This is a genomic window from Kribbella sp. NPDC048915, from assembly GCF_040649595.1.
In the GTDB taxonomy this organism is placed as follows: Bacteria; Actinomycetota; Actinomycetes; order Propionibacteriales; family Kribbellaceae; genus Kribbella.
This window is the reverse complement of the sequence record NZ_JBEZFT010000121.1, coordinates 1-17964: the sequence shown is the minus strand read 5'-3', so window position 1 is coordinate 17964 and position 17964 is coordinate 1. Positions and strand designations below refer to the sequence as shown.

The window sequence follows — 17964 nt, the reverse complement described above, 5'->3', positions numbered from 1 at the left end:
GGAGTGTGGACGCTCGGCGGGTTCTCATGGCCGACGAACGTGATCCCGGTCGGGAAGGTGTGTTCGGTCGCGGTCCACCGCCCGCGCCGCTGTCAAGGGGCGCGCGGCCTCCGCCACCATCCCTCGCGCCGGACCGTGCGGGCAGACTGTGCGCGTTTCAACATGCGGCGCCGCAGAATCCGTCATGGCCGATCGACTACAGTTCTAAGTCATGGAGCTGAGGCACTTGGAACACTTCGTCGCGGTGGCCGAGCAGAAGCACTTCACGCGGGCCGCCGAGGCGATGTCGATCTCGCAATCGGGTTTGTCCGCCTCGATCCGGGCGCTCGAGCGTGAGCTGCGGGCATCGCTCTTCGTCCGCAACACCCGCAGCGTCGAACTCACCGAGGCCGGGCGGGCGCTGCTCTGCGAGGGACGCCGTACGCTCGCCGCAGCCGAGGCCGCGAAGGACGCGGTCGCCGCGGTCCAGGGGCTGTTGCGCGGTCACCTCACGGTCGGCCTGGAGCAGTGCCTCGGCGTGGTCGACGTTCCGGCGTTACTCGCCAAGTTCCGGTCCGCGTACCCGGGCGTGGAGATCGAGGTGCGCCAGGGCGGCTCCACCCCGATGCTCGACGAACTCGCCTCCGGCCGCCTGGACGTCGCGTTCGTCGCGACCGCGGGCGACCCGGTCGACGGGCTCGATCTGCGCCCGCTGTCGCGTGAGTCGATGGTGCTCGTCTGTGCTCCCGACCACCGGCTCGCGCGGTCGTCCGGCGTGACGCTCGGCGACCTGGCGGGAGAGTCGTTCGTCGACTTCGATCCGACATGGGGCGCCCGCGCGATTTCCGACCGCGCCTTCGCGGACGCCGGTGTGGCCCACCCGGTCACGATCGAGGTCAACGACGTCCACACCCTGCTCGCGCTGGTCGCTCACAACCTCGGCGTCGCGCTGGTGCCCGAGCGCATCGCTGCCAAGCGCGGCGACCACGCCACCGTGAGCCTCGCCCCGGGGACCGCCGCCGATTGGCAGGTCTCGGTCGCCGTCCCCGCCGGCACCGCCGCCTCGCTGGCCGCCGACGCCCTGATCGGCATGCTCCCGACAACGGTCGGCCATTCGTAAAGCTGCTTAGAGCAGCGTCCCGCCGACCGGGGACAAGCGAGCGAGGACGGCCTCGATCCGCGCGAGCGTGTCCGGGTGCAGTGTGTTGTCCGCGGCCGCAAGGTTCTCGACGATATGCGCCGGCGTACGGCTGCCAGGAACATCACCGCTGAATCCTGGTGCAGCAACCATGCCAGCGCGAGCTGACTCCGGCTGATCCCGAGCTCGACGGCCAGTGCCTGGAGCGCCTCGTACGACGCGTTGTTCGCCTGCAAGCTTTCGGCATCGAACCGCGGTGCGTTGTTCCGGAAGTCGTCCGCGCCGAGCTCGCGCACCGTACCGGTGAGGAATTTGGCGCCGAGCGGACTCCACGGTACGACGCCGACGCCCAGCTCCCGCGCCGCGTCGGTACTGCGCGACTTCTGGCTCGGCCTGGACGCGCGAACCCGACCCCCGACCATCGCCGCCGAAGCAACAGCCGCCGACGAGACCCTCGAGCTTGTCACCGCGGGCGTCGGGATCGCCCTGATCGCCGAAGGGAACACGACTCTGTACCAACGCCCCGGTCTCGTGTGCCGCCCGGTCCCAGACCTTGCCCCGGCTCAACTGGCCTTGGCCTGGCGCGCCGACGACTCGCGAGACGTGGTGCACGACTTCATCGCCTCCGTCGAGCCCTGACTCGCGGTCGACTCGCCGTACAACGAGCTGCGGTCGGCTCGCCGTACTGACGAGCCGACCGCAGTGATGTTGCGTGCGGAGAGTGCCTACCAGGCGTAGTCCTCGGGGGCGGTCTTGTAGCCCGGGAAGATCTCGTCGAGGCGGGCCAGCGTCTTGTCGTCGAGCTTGATCTCGACGGCGCGGACCGCGGACTCGAGCTGCTCCATCGTCCGCGGTCCGACGATCGGACCGGTCACGCCCGGCCGGTGCAGCAGCCACGCGAGCGCGAGCTCCCCCGGCTCGTTGCCGAGTTCGTCCGCGAGCGCCTCGTACTGCTCGATCTGCGGCCGCAGCTTGTCCAGCGTCTCCTTGGAGCGACCCTCGAGGCGACGGACGCCCTCGTTCTCCTTGCGGATCACACCGCCGAGCAGTCCACCGTGCAGCGGCGACCACGGGATGATGCCCAGCCCGTACGCCTCGGCCGCCGGCAGCACCTCGCGCTCGATGTCGCGCTGGATCAGGTTGTACAGGGACTGCTCGCTGACCAGACCGCTGTAGTTCCGCTTCGCAGCGGCCTCCTGCGCCTGCGCGATGTGCCAGCCGGCGAAGTTGCTGGACCCGGCGTACAGCACCTTGCCCTGCTGTACGGCGACCTCCATCGCCTGCCAGATCTCTTCCCACGGCGTGTTCCGGTCGATGTGGTGGAACTGGTACAGATCCACGTAGTCGGTCTGCAGCCGCTTCAGGCTCGCGTCCAGCGCGCGGCGGATGTTCAGCGCGGACAGGCGGCTCGTGTTCGGCCACTCCTGCCCCATGTCGCCGTACACCTTGGTCGCGAGCACCGTCTTCTCCCGGTTCTTCGCGTCCTTGGCGAACCACTCGCCGATGATCTCCTCGGTCCGCCCCGGGTAGATCGACCGCCCGTACCCGTTCGCCGTGTCGAAGAAGTTGATCCCCACCTCATGCGCCCGATCCATGATCGCGTGCGCATCCCCCACCTCGGTATGAGGCCCGAAGTTCATCGTCCCCAAGACAATCCGACTGACCTGCAGCCCCGTCCGCCCAAGCTGAGTAAATTCCATACCTCAACCCTCCCGCGCCTTCGCCAACTCTTCCAATAGAAGAATCAGCACAGTCTGATCGCTCGGACTTCTGAGCTGGTCGCAGCCTCGGGGACAGGTGCCTGGCCGTGCTCAGAAGGTAGTTGCAGCCGCCGTCGGCGGGCGTCCCACGCTGGTTCGCCGAGGGAGGATAAGCTCTGCCTGTTCGGTCCCCGGCAGAGCGGAACTTTCGGCATGAGATGCGCCGAGTCGATGCGATGTGAGGCTCGCCTGCTGCCTCGAGTCAGCGCCCATCGGGTCTCCCCTCTCTGGCTGCCTGTGAATTTGACCCGGGGCGATACCCATCTCTACACTCGAACAATTGTTCGATCAGCGGGGGAGGTCTCGTGAGCTCACTGCGGGTGGTGGAGATTTGCGCAGGGGCAGGCGGTCAGGCCCTCGGGCTTGAGCTTGCTGGTTTCGAGCATGCGCTGGCTGTTGAGCTCGACGCGATGGCTGCCGAGACTTTGAAGCTGAACCGGCCGGCGTGGGACGTACGCGTCGGAGACGTCGCTGACCCCTCTGTCTGGGATCCAGAGGAGTTCCGTGGCGTGGATCTTCTGGCTGGCGGCGTTCCCTGTCCGCCGTTCTCGATCGCAGGCAAGCAGTTGGGCGCGAACGACGAGCGAGACCTCTTCGCGTGGGCTGTCGAGCTCTGCGGAATCATGAAGCCGCGTGCGTTGATGCTGGAGAACGTGAGAGGACTATCGGCACCCCGCTTCTCCGCGTACCGGCAGCATGTCCTCGACCGCCTGAATGAGCTTGGGTATGTCGCGGACTGGCGTTTGCTGCAGGCCTCCGACTATGGGGTACCCCAGTTGCGCCCGCGCTTCGTGCTCGTCGCTCTCAGTGCCGAGGATGCGCCGTACTTTTGCTGGCCTGAGGCGTCGCCACTGCGGCGCACTGTCGGCGAGGAACTTGTCGACCTCATGGCTGCTAATGGATGGAAGCACGCTCAGCGGTGGGCGGATCGAGCGAACAAGATAGCTCCGACCATCGTTGGCGGGTCAAAGAAGCACGGCGGCGCTGACCTAGGACCCACGCGAGCCAAGCGAGCCTGGCGCGAGATGGGCGTCGACGGTTTGGGTATTGCTGATGCTGCGCCGTCTGCTGACACCCCAGCGGACTTCGATCCGAAACTGACGGTAGAGATGGTTGCCCGGCTGCAGGGCTGGGACGAGAAGCAGTGGCAGTTCGCTGGCCGGAAGACATCAAAGTATCGCCAGATCGGCAATGCGTTCCCGCCGCCTGTGGCGCGAGCGATCGGCCGGCAGATCGTCGCTGCTCTCAATCATGAAGGTGAGCCGCGGGTTCAGACCGAAACCGTCACTCACGACGAGGTCTACCGGGTACTGCGTAGCGCGAATGAGCCGCTGACGATCGCGGAGATTTCTGAGCGAATCAATGGATCCCTCACCTTGGAGGAGATCGAGTTGCGGCTGAAGCACCTGATGCGTGACTTCAACATGCAGCCAGTCGAGTCGGGGTCTGGTGTACTGGCCTACAAGCTCGGAGACTTCCGCGCATTCATCGGCCAGGACGATCACGTCCGCCATGAGTACCTCGCGCAGATGCGCTCGAAGGTCAGCTAGCGCGCCTCGCGAGAGCCCGTTCAACCATCCTCACCGCATCCTCAAGCGACTCGTGCTCCCAGATGCGGACGACTGACCATCCGTCCTCGCCCAGAGCGGTATCGGCGAGCCGATCCCGCTCGACGTTCCGTTGAAGCTTCGGTGACCAGTACTGCGAGTTAACGGTTGGCTGTCGCCCATGCTCTGGGCAGCAATGCCAGAAGCACCCATCGACAAACACCGCGACCCTACGTGCGGTGAACACAATGTCTGGCCGAACTCGGCGCGACGACGTGTAGACGTTCAGATCCTTCCGGAAACGATAACCAGACCGGTGCAACGCCGAACGCAGGAGCACCTCTGGCTTGGTGTTAGTCCTCCGGATCGCCTGCATGTTCCGCGAGCGCCCGGGCGTTGGGGGCGTCTGCACGAGTTCGCCGTCCTCCAGTTGCACTGACAAGAGCGGATGCTAGCCGATGCTCTCGTGTGAGGCAGCCAAAGCGGCCTCGTGCTACCTACCTTTGCGCACGTCAGGGAGCTTCGGTGCGGGCTCAGTCACAGGTTCGCCTCGCGTGCGAGGCGCCAGCTCCGGCCATCTAGGTCCACTGTCCACGGGGTTCCAGGTTCCGCTGGAACAACCCGCAGGCTGATGACCTCTCCAGGTGCCGGCACCTCTGTTCCCAGCTTTCGCGCAACGGCGCGGTGCCCTTCGTAGTCACCACCAGGGATCAGATATCGCCGTGCTCGCGAAGCCTGGTCCGCGCTCCGTTCCCGTTGTCGCGCAACCGGGCCATGTACTCGTCCTGCTGCGCGAGTGTCGCAATCGTGTTCCGCTCAGTCACCAGTCTGAGCAACTCGGTCACCCGCGCCTGTCCGGACTTTGGGGCGAGGACTCTCCGCAGCGTGTCCGGGTCGAGCCCCAACAGCCCAGTCAAGTCCCTGGAAGTGGTGTAGTGCTGCGTGATCTGTTGTCGGGTTAGGCGGTGAGTGCGGGCATGTCGTCGGCTCCGATCTCGGGGTTGGTGGTGGTGACGGTGGTGAGGCGGCATCGGGCGAGGACATCGAGTCCGAGATAGCGGCGTCCTTCGGCGCATTCGTCGGTTTGCTCGGCCCGGACGGCACGACGAAGATCCTCACAGTTGGACCAGATCTGGGTCCATACGTCCTTGGGGAAGCCGGTGAACGCGAGGATGTCCTCGCGTGCCGATGCGAGGTGATCGGCGACGGCGGGCAGCTTCTCGGCGACGTAGTCGATGAGACGGTCGAACTGGGCGTGCACGGCCGTTGCGTCGGGCTGGTCGTAGACCGAGTCGTCAAGGGTGCAGCATCGCTTTCACCGCCGGCCACATGCTCTTGGGGCAGATCGACATGAGGTTCGCGGTGTAGTGCGTTCTGCAGCGCTGCCAGCTGGCGCCGGGCAGGTTCGCAGCGATCGCCTCCCGCAGGCCTGCGTGCGCGTCGGAGGTCACGAGCCGGACCCCGGTCAGGCCTCGGGCGACCCAGGTCGGCGAAGAACTCGTCCCAGGCCGGGCCGGTTTCGCTGGTGGCCACGCGCATGCCGAGGACCTCGCGGTGGCCATCGCCGTTGACTCCGGTCGCGAGCAGCACGACCGCGTTGATGACACGGCCGCCCTCGCGGACCTTCATCGTCAGCGCGTCGGCCGCGACGAACGTGAACGGTCCGGACGCATCCAGCCCCCGGTGGCGGAACTCGTCGACGAGCTGGTCCAGGTCGGTTGCCATCCTGCTCACCTGGGACTTGGACAGCGAATCGATGCCCAGAGTCGTGACGAGCTTGTCCATCCGGCGAGTCGAGATGCCGGCGAGGTAGCCGTCGGCGATGACGGTGATCAACGCCGCTTCGGCGCGTTAGCGGCGCTCCAGCAGCCATTCGGGGAAGTAGGTTCCCTTCCTGAGCTTGGGGATCGCGACGTCGATGGTGCCGACGCGGGTGTCGAGGTCGCGATGCCGGTAGCCGTTGCGCTGGGCGGTCCGGCCCGCGGTGGGCCGCCCCCACTCGGCACCGACCCCGGCGTCGGCATCGGCCGACAGCAGGGCGTTGATGATCGATTGCAGCAGGCTGCGCATCAGCTCGGGACTGGCCTCGGCGAGTGCTTCGCCAAGCAGGCCGGCAGGGTCGACAATGTGTGGAGCGGTCATCGTGATGGTCCTCGAGGATCCTGTGGAATGTTGACTCGAAGATCACGCGGTGGCCGCGTCCTCGTCCACGATCATGTCGGTGACGATCCCGGCGACCGCGCTACACCATTATCGGGGACTCAACTGGGCTGTGGATCAGACTCGAAGCCACACTGACGGCATCCCGGGCAGCACCGGACCGCTCACGAGTAGTGAGGTTATCGGACTGGCTTGCGCGAGCCTTTTGCCCCACCACGAGGCACAACCGGAGCAGGCACCACCGGGTCCTCGCCAGTCGCGCGGCGCCACCACAACCCTTCAATCTCGGCGCCAACTGGGTCATCGGAAGGTACTACCCGGCAAACGACGAACTGGCCCTTGGCTGGCACGGGCAGGCCGAGGGCGGCTGCCACCGCCGGGTCGTTGTCTTGGTGTCCCAAGACGAGCAGGCCCTCTGGCCGGAGCATGTCGCGCGCACCGCCATTCGACCGCATCCGCTTCATGGGATCGTCGAGGCCGTACCCGACCGTCTCAATCGTCGTCCTGCGCAGGATTACCCCTTGCATCTCACGGCAAAGTTGGAGCAGTCGCGCCTGGCCGTGCCGAGTGCGAGTCCGGCCGCGCGCAGAGAAGATTCGTGCGCGTTGATCCTCAGGCATGTGGAGCAGTTGGTTTGGAGCCAAGCCGGGGTGGTCTGCCCAAAGCCAGCGAATTCGCCCGACACCTTCCTGCGTCAGCCTCCGCTTCGCGTCCCGATTCCTCGACAGACGCAGCACGTCAGTTGTCGCACGCACTAGTCCGGCACGCCAGGCGCTCCGGCTATCGTCCGCCCAGACAACCAGAGCTATGTGGCCCTCAAGTTCTGGCCCAAACTCCCAGCCGCCAATCCTTTGTGAGAACTTGCAGTCGACTTCGATACCGGCAATCTGATAGTCCGTGATCACACCATCAGCAAAGTTGAACCTGCGGTGAATGTTGATCTCGACCAGCGTGCCCATATACGTCTTCTCGGTCTTGTGGAGAGCCGAGTAGTCCCAACGGCCGCTGCGGCGGCCGTCAAGAAGCTGATCGAGGGTGTCTCGCAAGACGTCGGCGATACCGTCACCGCTTGGGTCCAGGCGCAGCAGCTCAGTCGCCACCATGTCGATCTCTTCCGATCCCGTCAGCGACGGTTTGTCTGACATCTCAGCAAGCTCCTTCATCATTCAGTGGCTGCGCGAGCATAATCTGACTGCAGCTGAGGTCCGTCGCCGAGGGGGCCAGACGAATGCGGTGGAGATTCGCGCCGTCAGCCATGCCGATGAGAGCCTCGTCAGAGCTTGACTGGAGATAGCCTGCGGCGGTGGCTGCTCCTATCTTTCCCTTCGGGATGCTCCCGTCTGCGGATCTGATTGTCGATGCCGTGTACGCGGGCGGCAGCGCCGGCTCCGCGGCGGATGATGCGCTTGCACGCCTCCTGCCTGTAGGCAATCAAGGCGGCTTCCGGCCCAAAGGATCCGTGCGTAAAGGAATGGTGCGCCTTGTTGCGCTCTATACCTCAGGGAGTGAAGTCGACTGGCCAGACACCCTGGACCCTCGGACCGGCATATTTACCTACTTTGGAGATAATCGCCAGCCCGGCCGTGAGCTACATCAGACTCAGCGGGACGGCAATCTCTTGCTGCGGGATGTCTTTGCACTCGGTCATGGAACGGCGGCTGATCGGCGCCGTGTTCCGCCGTTTCTGCTGTTTCATAAGGCCATGCCTGGGCGGAGCGTTGCCTTCAATGGCTTGCTCGCGCCTGGCGCTGCTTCGCTGACGAGCGACGATGATCTTGTTGCGGTCTGGCGATCGACTGGCGGCCACCGCTTTCAGAACTATCGTGCTCGGTTCACGGTGCTGGATGCTGGCCACATACCGCGGGCTTGGATCGACGACGTGCTCAACGACCGGGCCTACGAGAGTGAGCACTGCCCGATCGCCTGGAAGGCGTGGGTCGATGGGAGGGCCTACATGCCCCTCGAGGCCCCCGCGACCACGACGATCCGCTCGAAGGCGCAGCAACTTCCCAGTGATGAGGCGGGGCGCGCGATCCTAGCGGAGATCCGCGACTACTTCCGGCGACGTGAGCACGATTTCGAGCTGGTTGCTGTCGAGCTCTGGCGACTTATTGCGCCGGCCACAGGACGATGCGACGTCACGCAGCCGAGTCGTGACGGCGGTCGGGATGCGGTGGGAAAGTACATGATCGGGCCGAAGTCCGACCCGATCGGTCTTGACTTCGCGCTCGAGGCGAAGTGCTATAGCGCGGACAACTCGGTCGGCGTCCGCGATGTCGCTCGGCTGATCTCCCGGATTAGGCACCGCGAGTTCGGTGTGTTCGTTACGACTTCACACTTCGCACCGCAGGCCTACACAGAGGTGCGGGCAGACGGGCACCCGATTGCCATGATCTGTGGGCAGGACATCGTCGATGCGTTGAAGGCTCACGGGTATTCGGATGTAGCCGCCGTCCGGGCCTGGCTCGAGCTGCTGTCAGCCAACGCGCCACAGCGCTAGGCCTGTAGGCACGGCTCGCGACCGGATGAACCTCACATCGACAGTCAGCGGGAGGAAGCGGGCGTGATTTCGGATCGCTATTTGCTTCCGTATGGGCCTTGGGTTGGGGGCTGGGTGCGGGTGGTAGGGCGCTCGGTGGTTGCTATCGGGGCGGTTGTTGTCGGGGGCGGGAGGCCTTCGAGGGCTTTGAGGGCCCTGAGTCAGGTCCGGGGGGAGTGGCAGGCGCGGTGGGCCGACCGGGCGGCCGGCTTCCTTGCCGGGCGGACGGCTGGGCGGACGGTCGGGAGGTGGTCGAGTTCTTCGAGGGCGACGCCTCGGGTGCGGCCGAGGCGGGTGGCGGTCTGGCTGAAGATCTCGCCGTCCTTGCGGGGTGCGAACGCGATCACCTCCTGAGTTCGGACACCCCGGCGTGATTCGCCGGACGGCAAGTCGCTGACCTGCGGTGATGGTTCGGCGGGCAGGCTGATTGAGGCACTAATTGGTGCTCTAGGCTCGGGGCTGTGGCGTGGGTGAGGCGGGTGCGGACGGCCTCGGGAGCGACCGCGGTGCAGGTCGCCGAGTACGTCGACGGGCGGGGGCGGATCGTTGCGCATGTCGGGTCCGCGCATTCCGAGGCCGAGCTTGGGTTGTTGCTGGAGCAGGCCCGCGGCATGCTCGCGGACGCCGGCCAGGACGAGCTCGATCTGGGCATCGAGCCGACGTCGCGCAAGGCGCGGCTGGTCGCGCCGCGTGCCGTGGAAGCTGGCCTGTTCGCGGATCCGGCTGAGTCTGTTGAGCCGTGGCGGGTCGGGGCGCCGCGGGTGGTCGGCACCTCGTCACGGCTGTTGTTCGACGTGCTCGCGCAGGTCTATGCCGGGCTCGGTTTCGCCGCGGTCGGGGACGCGACGTTTCGTGATCTGGTGATCTCCCGGATCGTGGAGCCGACCTCGATCCTCGACACCGGGCGTGTTCTGACTGACCTGGCCAGGAACCTGCGAACGAGCGGACGATGCGCCGCACTCTGGGCCGCGCACAACAGCGGGGCTACCGCGATGTCGTCGCGACCGCGTGCTTCAACCACGCCCTGACCAGTGGCGATGTGTCGCTGTGCTTGTACGACGTGACCACGCTCTACTTCGAAGCAGAAAAGGAAGACGAGGGCGCCGGCGGGCTGCGGAAGGTCGGCTACTCCAAGGAACGACGCGTCGACTCGCAGGTCGTGGTCGGGTTGCTGGTCGACCGCCACGGGTTCCCGCTCGAGATCGGCTGTTTCGAAGGAAACAAGGCCGAGACGTTGACGATCGTCTCGATCGTGAAGCAGTTCCAGGCCCGGCACGGCCTGGCCGACATGGTCGTCGTCGCGGACGCGGGGATGGTCTCGTCAAACAACCTGAAGGACCTCGATGACGCCGGCTTGAGGTTCATCGTCGGCTCCCGCGCAGTGAAAGCACCGAAGGATCTGGAATCCCACTTCCGTTGGCATGGCGACGCGTTCACCGATGGCCAGGTCATCGACACCATCACCCCGCGCACCGGGCACAAGGCCGAGAACAACCCAAGACTGAAGGCCGAACCGATCTGGAACCCCAAGACCCATCCCGGGTCGTGGCGCGCGGTGTGGGCCTACTCGACCAAGCGAGCCGTGCGGGACAACAAGACGTTGACGTTGCAGGAGAACCGCGCCAGACAGGTCGTGGCCGGACAGAAGGCCGCACGGATACCGCGGTTCGTGAAGAACAACAACGGCGCGGCCGAACTCGACGAGGCCTCACTGGCCAGGGCCCGCCGGCTGGCCGGATTGAAGGGCTACGTCACCAACATCCCGGCCGACCTGATGTCCGCAGGCGAGGTCATCGCGAGCTACCACGACCTGTGGCACGTCGAGCAGTCCTTCCGCATGTCGAAGACCGACCTCCGTGCCCGACCCATGTTCCACCACACCCACGACGCCATCGAAGCTCACCTGACCATCGTGTTCACCGCACTCGCTGTCAGCCGCGAGGTCCAGAACCGGACCGGGCTCGCGATCCGCAACGTCGTCCGCCAGCTGCGGCCACTGCGATCCGCAACCATCGCGATCAACGGCGTCGAGCAAACCTTCCCGCCCACGATCCCCAGCGAGAAACAGCAGATCCTCAACGCCCTGACTCGCACAGTCAGGCACTAAGCCGAATGTCCGAACTCAGGTTTGAGGGCCCTGAGTCAGGTCCGGAGGGAGTGGCAGGCGCGGTGGGCCGACCTGGCGGCCGGCTTCCTTGCCGGGCCGACGGCTGGGCGGACGGTCGGGAGGTGGTCGAGTTCTTCGAGGGCGACGCCTCGGGTGCGGCCGAGGCGGGCGGCGGTCTGGTTGAAGATCTCGCCGTCCTTCCGGGGTGCGAACGCGATCACCTGCCGGACCGGAAGGTGGGATTGCGACGATCCGTCGAACTCGCGGTAGGTGAGGCGATGCGATGGTCCCATCGGTCGGCCGCGGCGGTTGAATTCCTGAACGACCGGCATCTTGATCTCGGCGCAGTCGCGGAGGTCGGGATGGTTGTCGGAGCGCCCGAGGCGTTCGCTGGCGAATTCGTCCTCGCGGCCTTCGCGCAGGGCGCTGAGTCCGCGGCGGACAGCTTCGAGCTGCTGGGCTGCCGGTCCGTTGGGATCGGCCTTCGCGCGAGCGTGCAGATCGCGCAGTTCCGTCAGCAGGTCCGGATCGATGATCAGGTGGTACTTCGCGGTCATCGGGTCGCGGGAGGTTCGTTGTCGCTGTCGAGGTTCCAGCCGAATTCCTCGGCCAGTTCGTCGGCTGTGACGTAGTCCTCGGGTCGCTTCTTGGCCAGGCGTTCGCGGGTCAGCTCGCGAGCCTCGGCGGCTTGTTCGGCGTCTGCGGCCAGTTCTTCGAGGAGCTCCCAACGGTCGAACGGTACGACGACTGCTTCCGGCTGACCGTCGTCGCCGAAAATCAGTGGCTCGGCCTGGCCGGCGCGGAAGCGCTGCAGCATGCGAGGCAGGTTGTGGGCAGCGGTCGCGGTGTCGATCACGTTGACCCGGTCGCCGTTGGGCCGGTCCTGCGGCGTCTCCGTCGACATCTGAGCTCCTCTGTGCTGGCTTGCCCACAGCCTAAGCGAACCGCAGGGGCCCGGAGCGCATTCGCTCCGGGCCCCAAAGAAGTGGTCAGCGGAAGAAGGTGCGGAGATCGGCGGTCAGTTCTTCCGGGCGCTCCAGGGAGGCGAAGTGGCCGCCGTCCTTGAAGGTGGACCAGTGGACGATGTTGGTGTTGTCGCGTTCGGCCAGCGGCCGGATGGTCTTGAAGTCGTCGGCGAAGACCGCGACTCCGGTGCGGGCGTTGTTCACGACCGGTTCGGCACCGGCGTGGGCTTCTTCGTAGTGGTAGCGGCCGGCGGTGGCTGATGTGTTGGTGAACCAGTAGAGGGTGACCTCGGTGAGGATCTGGTCGGGGGTGACCAGGGACGTGCCGTTGCCGAAGTTGTTGAAGAGTTCGTTCCAGGCGAGCTGGCCGACGGGGGAGTCGGAGATGCCGACGGCAACCGTCTGCGGGCGGGTGGAGTTGATTGCGTTGTACCCGCCGACCGACTGGAACCACTGCAGGTGCTCGAGCGCCGCGTAGTCCTCCGGGGTGAACTTCTCGAACTCGGACGGGTCGCCCGACGGGAACGAGAACAGTTGCAGGACGTGCAGCCCGAGGAAGCGTTCGGGGTTGAGTACGCCGAGTTCGCGGGCGATCATCGCACCGCCGTCGGAGCCGTGGGCGCCGTACGAGTCGTACCCGAGCCGGCGCATCAGCGTGTCGAAGGTGCGGGCCACTCGCGCCATCGTCCAGCCGCGGTCGACGAGCGGGGTGCTGAACCCGAAGCCGGGGATCGACGGCACCACGACGGAGAACGCGTCCGAGGCAGAGCCGCCGTGCGCGACCGGGTCGGTGAGCGGCTCGATCATGTCGAGGAAGTCGACGAAGGAGCCCGGGTAGGTGTGCAGCAGGAGCAGCGGTGTCGCGCCTTCGACCTTCGACGGGACGTGGATGAAGTGCACGGTCTGGCCGTCGATCTCGGTCAGGTACTGCGGGAACTCGTTCATCCGGGCCTCCTGGGCCCGCCAGTCGAACTCGTTCTGCCAGCGGTCGACCATCTCGCGCAGGTAGTGGTTCGGGGTGCCGTAGTCCCAGTCGTCGCCCGGCGCCGGCTCGGGGAGCCGGGTCCGCGCGAGGCGGCTACGCAGGTCGTCCAGGTCGGCCTGGTCGATCGTGACGGTGAAGGGCCGGATGCTCTCGTTCGTGTTCATGGCTCTACCGTAGGATCCGTATAGGAACATTAGATTCCTAATCAGGAGACTAATTTGCTGGAAACTTCTCAGCGGTTGCTGGCGCTGCTCGCCCTGCTGCAAACCCGGCCGGCCTGGACGGGGGCAGAACTCGCGAAGCGGCTGGAGGTGACGACGCGGACGGTGCGTAACGACATCGATCGGCTGCGCGAGCTCGGGTACCCGGTCGACGCGACGCGCGGGCCGGCGGGGCACTACCGGCTCGGTGCCGGTGCGAAGCTGCCGCCGCTGTTGCTCGACGACGAGGAGGCGGTCGCGGTCGCCGTCGGTCTGCGGACCGGCGTGGGCGTGGTCGGGATGGCGGAGAGCAGCGAGCGCGCGCTCACCAAACTCCAGCAGGTCCTCCCGCATCACCTCCAGCGGCAGGTTGACGCGATCACCCGCGCGATGGAGAAGGGTCCCGACAACACGCGCACGAACGTCGATGCTCCCGAGGTCGATCCCGCCGTACTGACGACGATCGCCGCGTGCATTCGCGACGAGCACTACCTGCGGTTCGAGTACGCCGTACCCGAGGACGACTCGCTGTACAAGGCCGGATCCGGTGTCGGGCGTGACCTGCCGATCCTGGTTGAGCCGTACCGGTTGGTGAGCTGGCACGGGTACTGGCATCTCGTGGCGCGCGACGAGCAAGGGGACTGGCATTCGTACCGCGTCGACTGGATGACGTTGCGGATGGCAACAGGTCGGCGGTACACGCCGCGTCCGATGACGGATCAGGCCTACACCGATTTCGTACTGCGGGACGTCGCGTCAACGGGCTGGAAGGTGCGCGCGCGGATCACCGTGTACGCACCGGCGCAGGAGGTGCTGTCACGGATCCACGCGGCCGTCGGCATGGTCGAATCGCTCGACGACAACACCTGCGTCCTCGTCACCGGCGCCGACTCGCTCGAAACCATCGCCGTCTACATCGGCATGCTCGGCCTCGACTTCCACGTCGACGGGCCACCCCAGCTCATCCAGCACCTGCGAACCGTTGGTCGGCGCTACCTGAACGCGATCGAGGGACCGAACGACAGGAGGTAACGGCCGATCCGGGGTCAAGCCGACCCTGCTCGGGCGGGTGGCGGTGACTACGTCCTGTCCTTCGGGACGCCTGGGTCAAACGCCGTGCTGCTTGAGGAAGCTGACGGTTCGGGCCATCGAGGTCGGCCAGGCGGGGCCGAAGGCGTGTTCCTCACCGGGGTAGGTGTACATCGTGGCGTTCTTGCCGGCCGCTTTGAGTGCCGCCAAGGTCTCGCGGGACCAGGCGATCGGGCAGGTCGAGTCGGATTCGCCGTGGTGGATGAGGATCGGCTCGGTGACCCGGTCGAAGAAACTCACCGCGGAAACGTTCCGCCAAAATTCCGGATTGCGTGCCGGTTCGCCGTACTTGCGCAGGATCTGCGTGCCGAGCGGCCGGTCCGGGCGGGTCCAGCGGTCGAAGTTGTCGGCGGCATCCGAACTCACCGGCGCGAACACCACGCCCGCCTTGACCAGACCGGGTTGCGCGGTGAGGACGTTATACGTGATGCCGCCGCCCATCGAGCGGCCGAGCAGCGCGATCCGCGCCGGGTCGACGTACTGCGAGGTGCGCAGCGCGAGAACCGCGTTGATGACGTCCTCGGTGTAGCCGAGGCGGAGGTTGAGCTCGGAGTTCGGGTCCTTGGAGGACTGGGCGTGGTTGCGGTAGTCGGTGTGCAGGACGACGTACCCGCGGCGCGCCAGGTAGTCCTGCTCGCGCATCAGCCCGCGACCGTTCGTGTACACGGCCGGGTCGATGTAGCCGTGGTTCAGGACCAGCGCCGGATGCGGGCCGGGCGTGGTCGGGACGTTCATGATGCCCGAGATTGTCAGCGTTCCGCTGCGGTACGTGACGTGGTACCGCGTGTACGCCGGGTTGCGCGCGAGCTCGCGGTCGAGGCGGAGGTTGCCGCCGTTGTACTTCTTCGTCATCAACGCCTGCAACGAAACCGGATGCGGCGCCGCGGACGGCGAAAGCAAAGGCGAAGCAGCACTAGGAGAAGCAGTAGGCGCAGTAGGCGTGGCCGAAGGAGAGACGGACGGGGTGGCGGAGGCGGAGGTCCCGCCCGGTGCCGACGCAGGGGGAGCCGCATCGTTGTCGGTGCAACCGACCGCGGCCGCCGTCACGAACGCGACGACTCCGGCCCACGCCACCCGTCCGCTCATACTGCCAAGTCTGCCGCGATCTCCGGTGAAGTCCGCGAAAGTTCCGGCAACGATTGGCGGCGGGGCCACTGCACCACGAGGACCGCGGACAGGACGAGCGCACCGCCGAGCCACTGCACCGCGCTCAGGTGCTCGCCGAACACGAGCGCGGCCGCGACCACGGTCACCACCGGCTCGAAGATCGACAGGATCGACGCGACCGACGGACCGACCCGGGCCATGCCGGCGAAAAAGAACAGGATCGCGGCGACCGTGCTGACCAGCGCGACGGCGGCCAGCCACAACCAGCCGATCGGCGCGAACGACAGGTCCGTACCGCGCGCGACGCCGAGGACGAGGAACGTACCGAACGCGCCGACGCAGACGAGCGCCGTCAACGCGAGCGGCTGGACGTCCGCAGTCAACGAGTCGCCGACCAGGATGTAGCACGTGTAAACGATGGGTGCGCCCAACGCCAGCAGGACGCCGAACCAGTCGAACCGGCCGGTCATTGCACCACTGAGCACCAAGGCGATCCCGAGCAACGCCAGGCCGAGCGCACCGACGCGCTGCCGCGACGCGCGTTCCCGACGCAGCACGATCGCGCCGACCATCACGAGCACCGGGTACAGGTACAGCAGGAGCGCGACCAGCGATGCGTCGAGCCGCGCGAGCGCGGAGAAGTACAGTCCGGATTGCGCGGCGTACCCGAAGACGCCCATGCCGAGGCCGGTGAGAACCGCGCGCCGCGGCAGCTTGCGCAGGGCCCCACGGGCGAGCGCGAGGATCAGCAGCAGTCCGCCGGCCAGGCCGAACCGCACAAGGAGCAAGGCATCGACGGATACGCCGGCGTCGTACGCGAGCTTGCCGAACACAGCCATGACGCCGAACGCGACGGCGGACAGAAGGCAGAAGAGTCGTCCCACGCGAACGATCGTCAGGCCGGCGGACCGTTCACGTCCATCGCGGCTTCACGGACGATATCGTGAAGATATTCTGAACAAATGATGGATCTGCATCGGCTCCGGCTGCTGCGCGAGGTGCACGGCCGCGGCACCGTGCACGGCGCGGCCCGCGCGCTCGGGTACTCACCCAGTGCGATCTCGCAGCAGTTGTCCGTGCTCGAGCGCGAGGCCGGTACGCCGTTGCTCGAGCGGATCGGCCGCAACGTGCGGCTGACCGCGGCGGGCGAGGTCCTGGTTCGGCACGCCACCACGCTGCTCGACGGCGTCGAGGCGGCCGAGGCCGAGCTGGCTGCGGTGGCGGCCGGCCGCGTGGCAGGCGTGGTCCGCATCGCGTCGTTCCAGTCGGCGTTCATCCGCGTCGTCGCGCCGGCGATCCGTAGCCTTGCCGAGTCGCATCCAGACATCCGCGTCGAGGCGGCCGAGCTCGAGGTGGAGCAGGCGGCGCCCGCGCTGCGGTTGCAGCAGCTGGACGTGATGGTCGGCGACGAGTACGACGGTCAGCCGCGCGCCGTACACAACGATCTGCTCCGCGAAGACCTGCTGCAGGAGCACGTCCGCGTCGTACTGCCGGAGGATCATCCACTCGCCGCAGCCGATCCAGTCCCGGTCGCACAGTTGGCGGACCTGCCCTGGGCCGCGTGTCAGCCGGGCACCGGTCAACGTGAGATGCATGTGCGCGTCTGTCGCCAGCTGGGCGGGTTCGAGCCGGACATCCGCTACAGCTCCGACGACTTCCTGATCCTGCTCGAACTGGTCCGGACCGCCGGCGCCGGCGCCATCCTCCCGGACCTCGTCCTCGGTGCCGGGGCACCCGGCGTCGCGGTCCGCAGACCCGCCGAAGGAGACCTCGGACGGGTGGTCTTTCTGCTGACCCGTCGCACCCGAACACCAGCCGTCGCCGCAGTCGCCGACGCCCTCGCCACAGCGGCCACCGCGCAGACCAGGCTCTTGTGACCGATGTGTGTGGGGGGAGCATTCCGCGGGCGCCGGTGGCCGGCCCGACCTGCGAACCCGACTCGCTCGGCCGCTCAGTTGGGCGAGGCATGGCCACGGGACTCCTACACCAGCCGATATCCGGCTCTTGTGACTGATCCGTGGGTGGGTCTGAGTGACCGAGTCGGCGCCGCGCTGTTCCACCGCGCTGTTCGACCGCGCTGTTCGACCGCGCTGTTTGACGGCGCGCGTCCCCGCAACCGGGGCCCCTTGAGCCCCGACCGGGACCGCGAACACCCGACCGGTGACCGCGAACACCCATCCGGGACCTTGGACACCCGTCCGGGACCTTGGACACCCGTCCGGGACCTTGGACACCCGTCCGGGACCTTGGACAAGCAATAACCTGTCCACACCCGCCTCAACCTGTGCAAGCTTCCGTCTTCAGACCGGTACGGACTGAGCAGCTCGAGATCGAGACGAAGTACGACGTCGACGCGGACGTGATCCTGCCGGCGCTGCACGAGCTGCC

Annotated in this window: 18 protein-coding genes and 3 pseudogenes; 7 read left to right on the top strand and 14 right to left on the bottom strand. The window is 66.7% G+C overall.

All coding sequences use genetic code 11. The annotated features are described in order from the left end of the window. Positions 1 to 211: 211 nt before the first annotated feature. Complete coding sequence (locus AB0B82_RS33960; RefSeq protein WP_360178186.1) at positions 212 to 1099, top strand: LysR family transcriptional regulator; 888 nt, start codon at positions 212 to 214, stop codon at positions 1097 to 1099. 6 nt (positions 1100 to 1105) lie between these two features. Here the strand turns inward: AB0B82_RS33960 and AB0B82_RS33955 are convergent, their stop codons facing one another. Together AB0B82_RS33955 and AB0B82_RS33950 are read right to left on the bottom strand one after the other, a co-directional pair. After that, positions 1106 to 1270, bottom strand: a complete 165-nt coding sequence (locus AB0B82_RS33955) for a hypothetical protein (RefSeq protein WP_360178183.1) — start codon at positions 1268 to 1270, stop codon at positions 1106 to 1108. A gap of 11 nt (positions 1271 to 1281) precedes the next feature. Beyond that, positions 1282 to 1539, bottom strand: a pseudogene (locus AB0B82_RS33950) (hypothetical protein); the annotation flags it as partial. On the opposite strand from AB0B82_RS33950, the gene AB0B82_RS33945 reads away from it, so the two are divergent. Beyond that, positions 1421 to 1756 carry a LysR substrate-binding domain-containing protein gene (locus tag AB0B82_RS33945; protein ID WP_360178180.1) on the top strand — a complete coding sequence of 112 codons (336 nt, stop codon included), beginning with the start codon at positions 1421 to 1423 and terminating at the stop codon, positions 1754 to 1756. The pseudogene AB0B82_RS33950 and the gene AB0B82_RS33945 sit on opposite strands and share 119 nt — an antisense overlap. Positions 1757 to 1842: 86 nt before the next feature. On the opposite strand, the gene AB0B82_RS33940 is transcribed toward AB0B82_RS33945, so the two are convergent. Beyond that, a complete protein-coding gene (locus AB0B82_RS33940) occupies positions 1843 to 2817 on the bottom strand; it encodes an aldo/keto reductase (protein WP_360178177.1) in 975 nt (324 codons plus the stop codon). A gap of 365 nt (positions 2818 to 3182) precedes the next feature. Between AB0B82_RS33940 and dcm the strand changes: the two genes are divergently transcribed. Beyond that, a complete protein-coding gene (gene dcm, locus AB0B82_RS33935) occupies positions 3183 to 4427 on the top strand; it encodes a DNA (cytosine-5-)-methyltransferase (RefSeq protein WP_360178174.1) in 1245 nt (414 codons plus the stop codon). On the opposite strand, the gene AB0B82_RS33930 is transcribed toward dcm, so the two are convergent. The 5 genes and pseudogenes from AB0B82_RS33930 to AB0B82_RS33910 form a co-directional block, all read right to left on the bottom strand. Then, complete coding sequence (locus tag AB0B82_RS33930; RefSeq protein ID WP_360178192.1) at positions 4420 to 4836, bottom strand: very short patch repair endonuclease; 417 nt, start codon at positions 4834 to 4836, stop codon at positions 4420 to 4422. The genes dcm and AB0B82_RS33930 overlap by 8 nt on opposite strands. 125 nt (positions 4837 to 4961) lie before the next feature. Next, entirely contained in the window at positions 4962 to 5135 is a 174-nt protein-coding gene (locus AB0B82_RS33925) for a NaeI family type II restriction endonuclease (RefSeq protein WP_360178189.1), read from the bottom strand. Beyond that, the gene (locus AB0B82_RS33920; protein WP_360178171.1) at positions 5135 to 5341 is read right to left on the bottom strand and encodes a NaeI family type II restriction endonuclease; all 207 of its coding nucleotides are present in this window, start codon (positions 5339 to 5341) and stop codon (positions 5135 to 5137) included. The genes AB0B82_RS33925 and AB0B82_RS33920 overlap by 1 nt, the downstream gene beginning before the upstream one ends. Before the next feature lie 41 nt (positions 5342 to 5382). Beyond that, positions 5383 to 6566: pseudogene (locus AB0B82_RS33915) on the bottom strand (IS256 family transposase). A gap of 197 nt (positions 6567 to 6763) precedes the next feature. Further along, positions 6764 to 7750, bottom strand: a complete 987-nt coding sequence (locus AB0B82_RS33910) for a NaeI family type II restriction endonuclease (RefSeq protein WP_360178168.1) — start codon at positions 7748 to 7750, stop codon at positions 6764 to 6766. A 137-nt stretch (positions 7751 to 7887) separates the two neighbouring features. Between AB0B82_RS33910 and AB0B82_RS33905 the strand changes: the two genes are divergently transcribed. Then, a complete protein-coding gene (locus tag AB0B82_RS33905; RefSeq protein ID WP_360178165.1) occupies positions 7888 to 9084 on the top strand; it encodes a restriction endonuclease in 1197 nt (398 codons plus the stop codon). A gap of 200 nt (positions 9085 to 9284) precedes the next feature. On the opposite strand, the gene AB0B82_RS33900 is transcribed toward AB0B82_RS33905, so the two are convergent. Continuing rightward, positions 9285 to 9470: a hypothetical protein gene (locus AB0B82_RS33900; protein WP_360178162.1), complete on the bottom strand. Its 186-nt coding sequence runs from the start codon at positions 9468 to 9470 to the stop codon at positions 9285 to 9287. A gap of 114 nt (positions 9471 to 9584) precedes the next feature. On the opposite strand from AB0B82_RS33900, the pseudogene AB0B82_RS33895 reads away from it, so the two are divergent. Continuing rightward, a pseudogene (locus AB0B82_RS33895) lies at positions 9585 to 11230 on the top strand (IS1634 family transposase). Positions 11231 to 11265: 35 nt separating this feature from the next. On the opposite strand, the gene AB0B82_RS33890 reads toward AB0B82_RS33895, so the two are convergent. The 3 genes from AB0B82_RS33890 to AB0B82_RS33880 all read right to left on the bottom strand — a co-directional run bounded on the left by AB0B82_RS33890 (position 11266) and on the right by AB0B82_RS33880 (position 13344). After that, a complete protein-coding gene (locus AB0B82_RS33890; RefSeq protein WP_360178159.1) occupies positions 11266 to 11787 on the bottom strand; it encodes a hypothetical protein in 522 nt (173 codons plus the stop codon). Continuing rightward, positions 11784 to 12134: a hypothetical protein gene (locus AB0B82_RS33885; RefSeq protein WP_360178156.1), complete on the bottom strand. Its 351-nt coding sequence runs from the start codon at positions 12132 to 12134 to the stop codon at positions 11784 to 11786. Before AB0B82_RS33885 ends, AB0B82_RS33890 begins: the two co-directional genes overlap by 4 nt. Before the next feature lie 85 nt (positions 12135 to 12219). After that, complete coding sequence (locus AB0B82_RS33880) at positions 12220 to 13344, bottom strand: epoxide hydrolase family protein (RefSeq protein WP_360178153.1); 1125 nt, start codon at positions 13342 to 13344, stop codon at positions 12220 to 12222. A gap of 54 nt (positions 13345 to 13398) precedes the next feature. Between AB0B82_RS33880 and AB0B82_RS33875 the strand changes: the two genes are divergently transcribed. After that, a complete protein-coding gene (locus AB0B82_RS33875) occupies positions 13399 to 14412 on the top strand; it encodes a WYL domain-containing protein (protein ID WP_360178151.1) in 1014 nt (337 codons plus the stop codon). A gap of 75 nt (positions 14413 to 14487) precedes the next feature. Here AB0B82_RS33875 and AB0B82_RS33870 read toward each other — a convergent pair whose 3' ends face one another. Together AB0B82_RS33870 and AB0B82_RS33865 are read right to left on the bottom strand one after the other, a co-directional pair. Continuing rightward, entirely contained in the window at positions 14488 to 15321 is an 834-nt protein-coding gene (locus tag AB0B82_RS33870; RefSeq protein ID WP_360178148.1) for an alpha/beta fold hydrolase, read from the bottom strand. Between the two features lie 230 nt (positions 15322 to 15551). Next, entirely contained in the window at positions 15552 to 16460 is a 909-nt protein-coding gene (locus tag AB0B82_RS33865; RefSeq protein ID WP_360178145.1) for a DMT family transporter, read from the bottom strand. A 78-nt stretch (positions 16461 to 16538) separates the two neighbouring features. Here AB0B82_RS33865 and AB0B82_RS33860 point away from each other — a divergent pair, with 78 nt between their 5' ends. After that, entirely contained in the window at positions 16539 to 17453 is a 915-nt protein-coding gene (locus tag AB0B82_RS33860) for a LysR family transcriptional regulator (protein WP_360178142.1), read from the top strand. Positions 17454 to 17964: the final 511 nt, after the last annotated feature.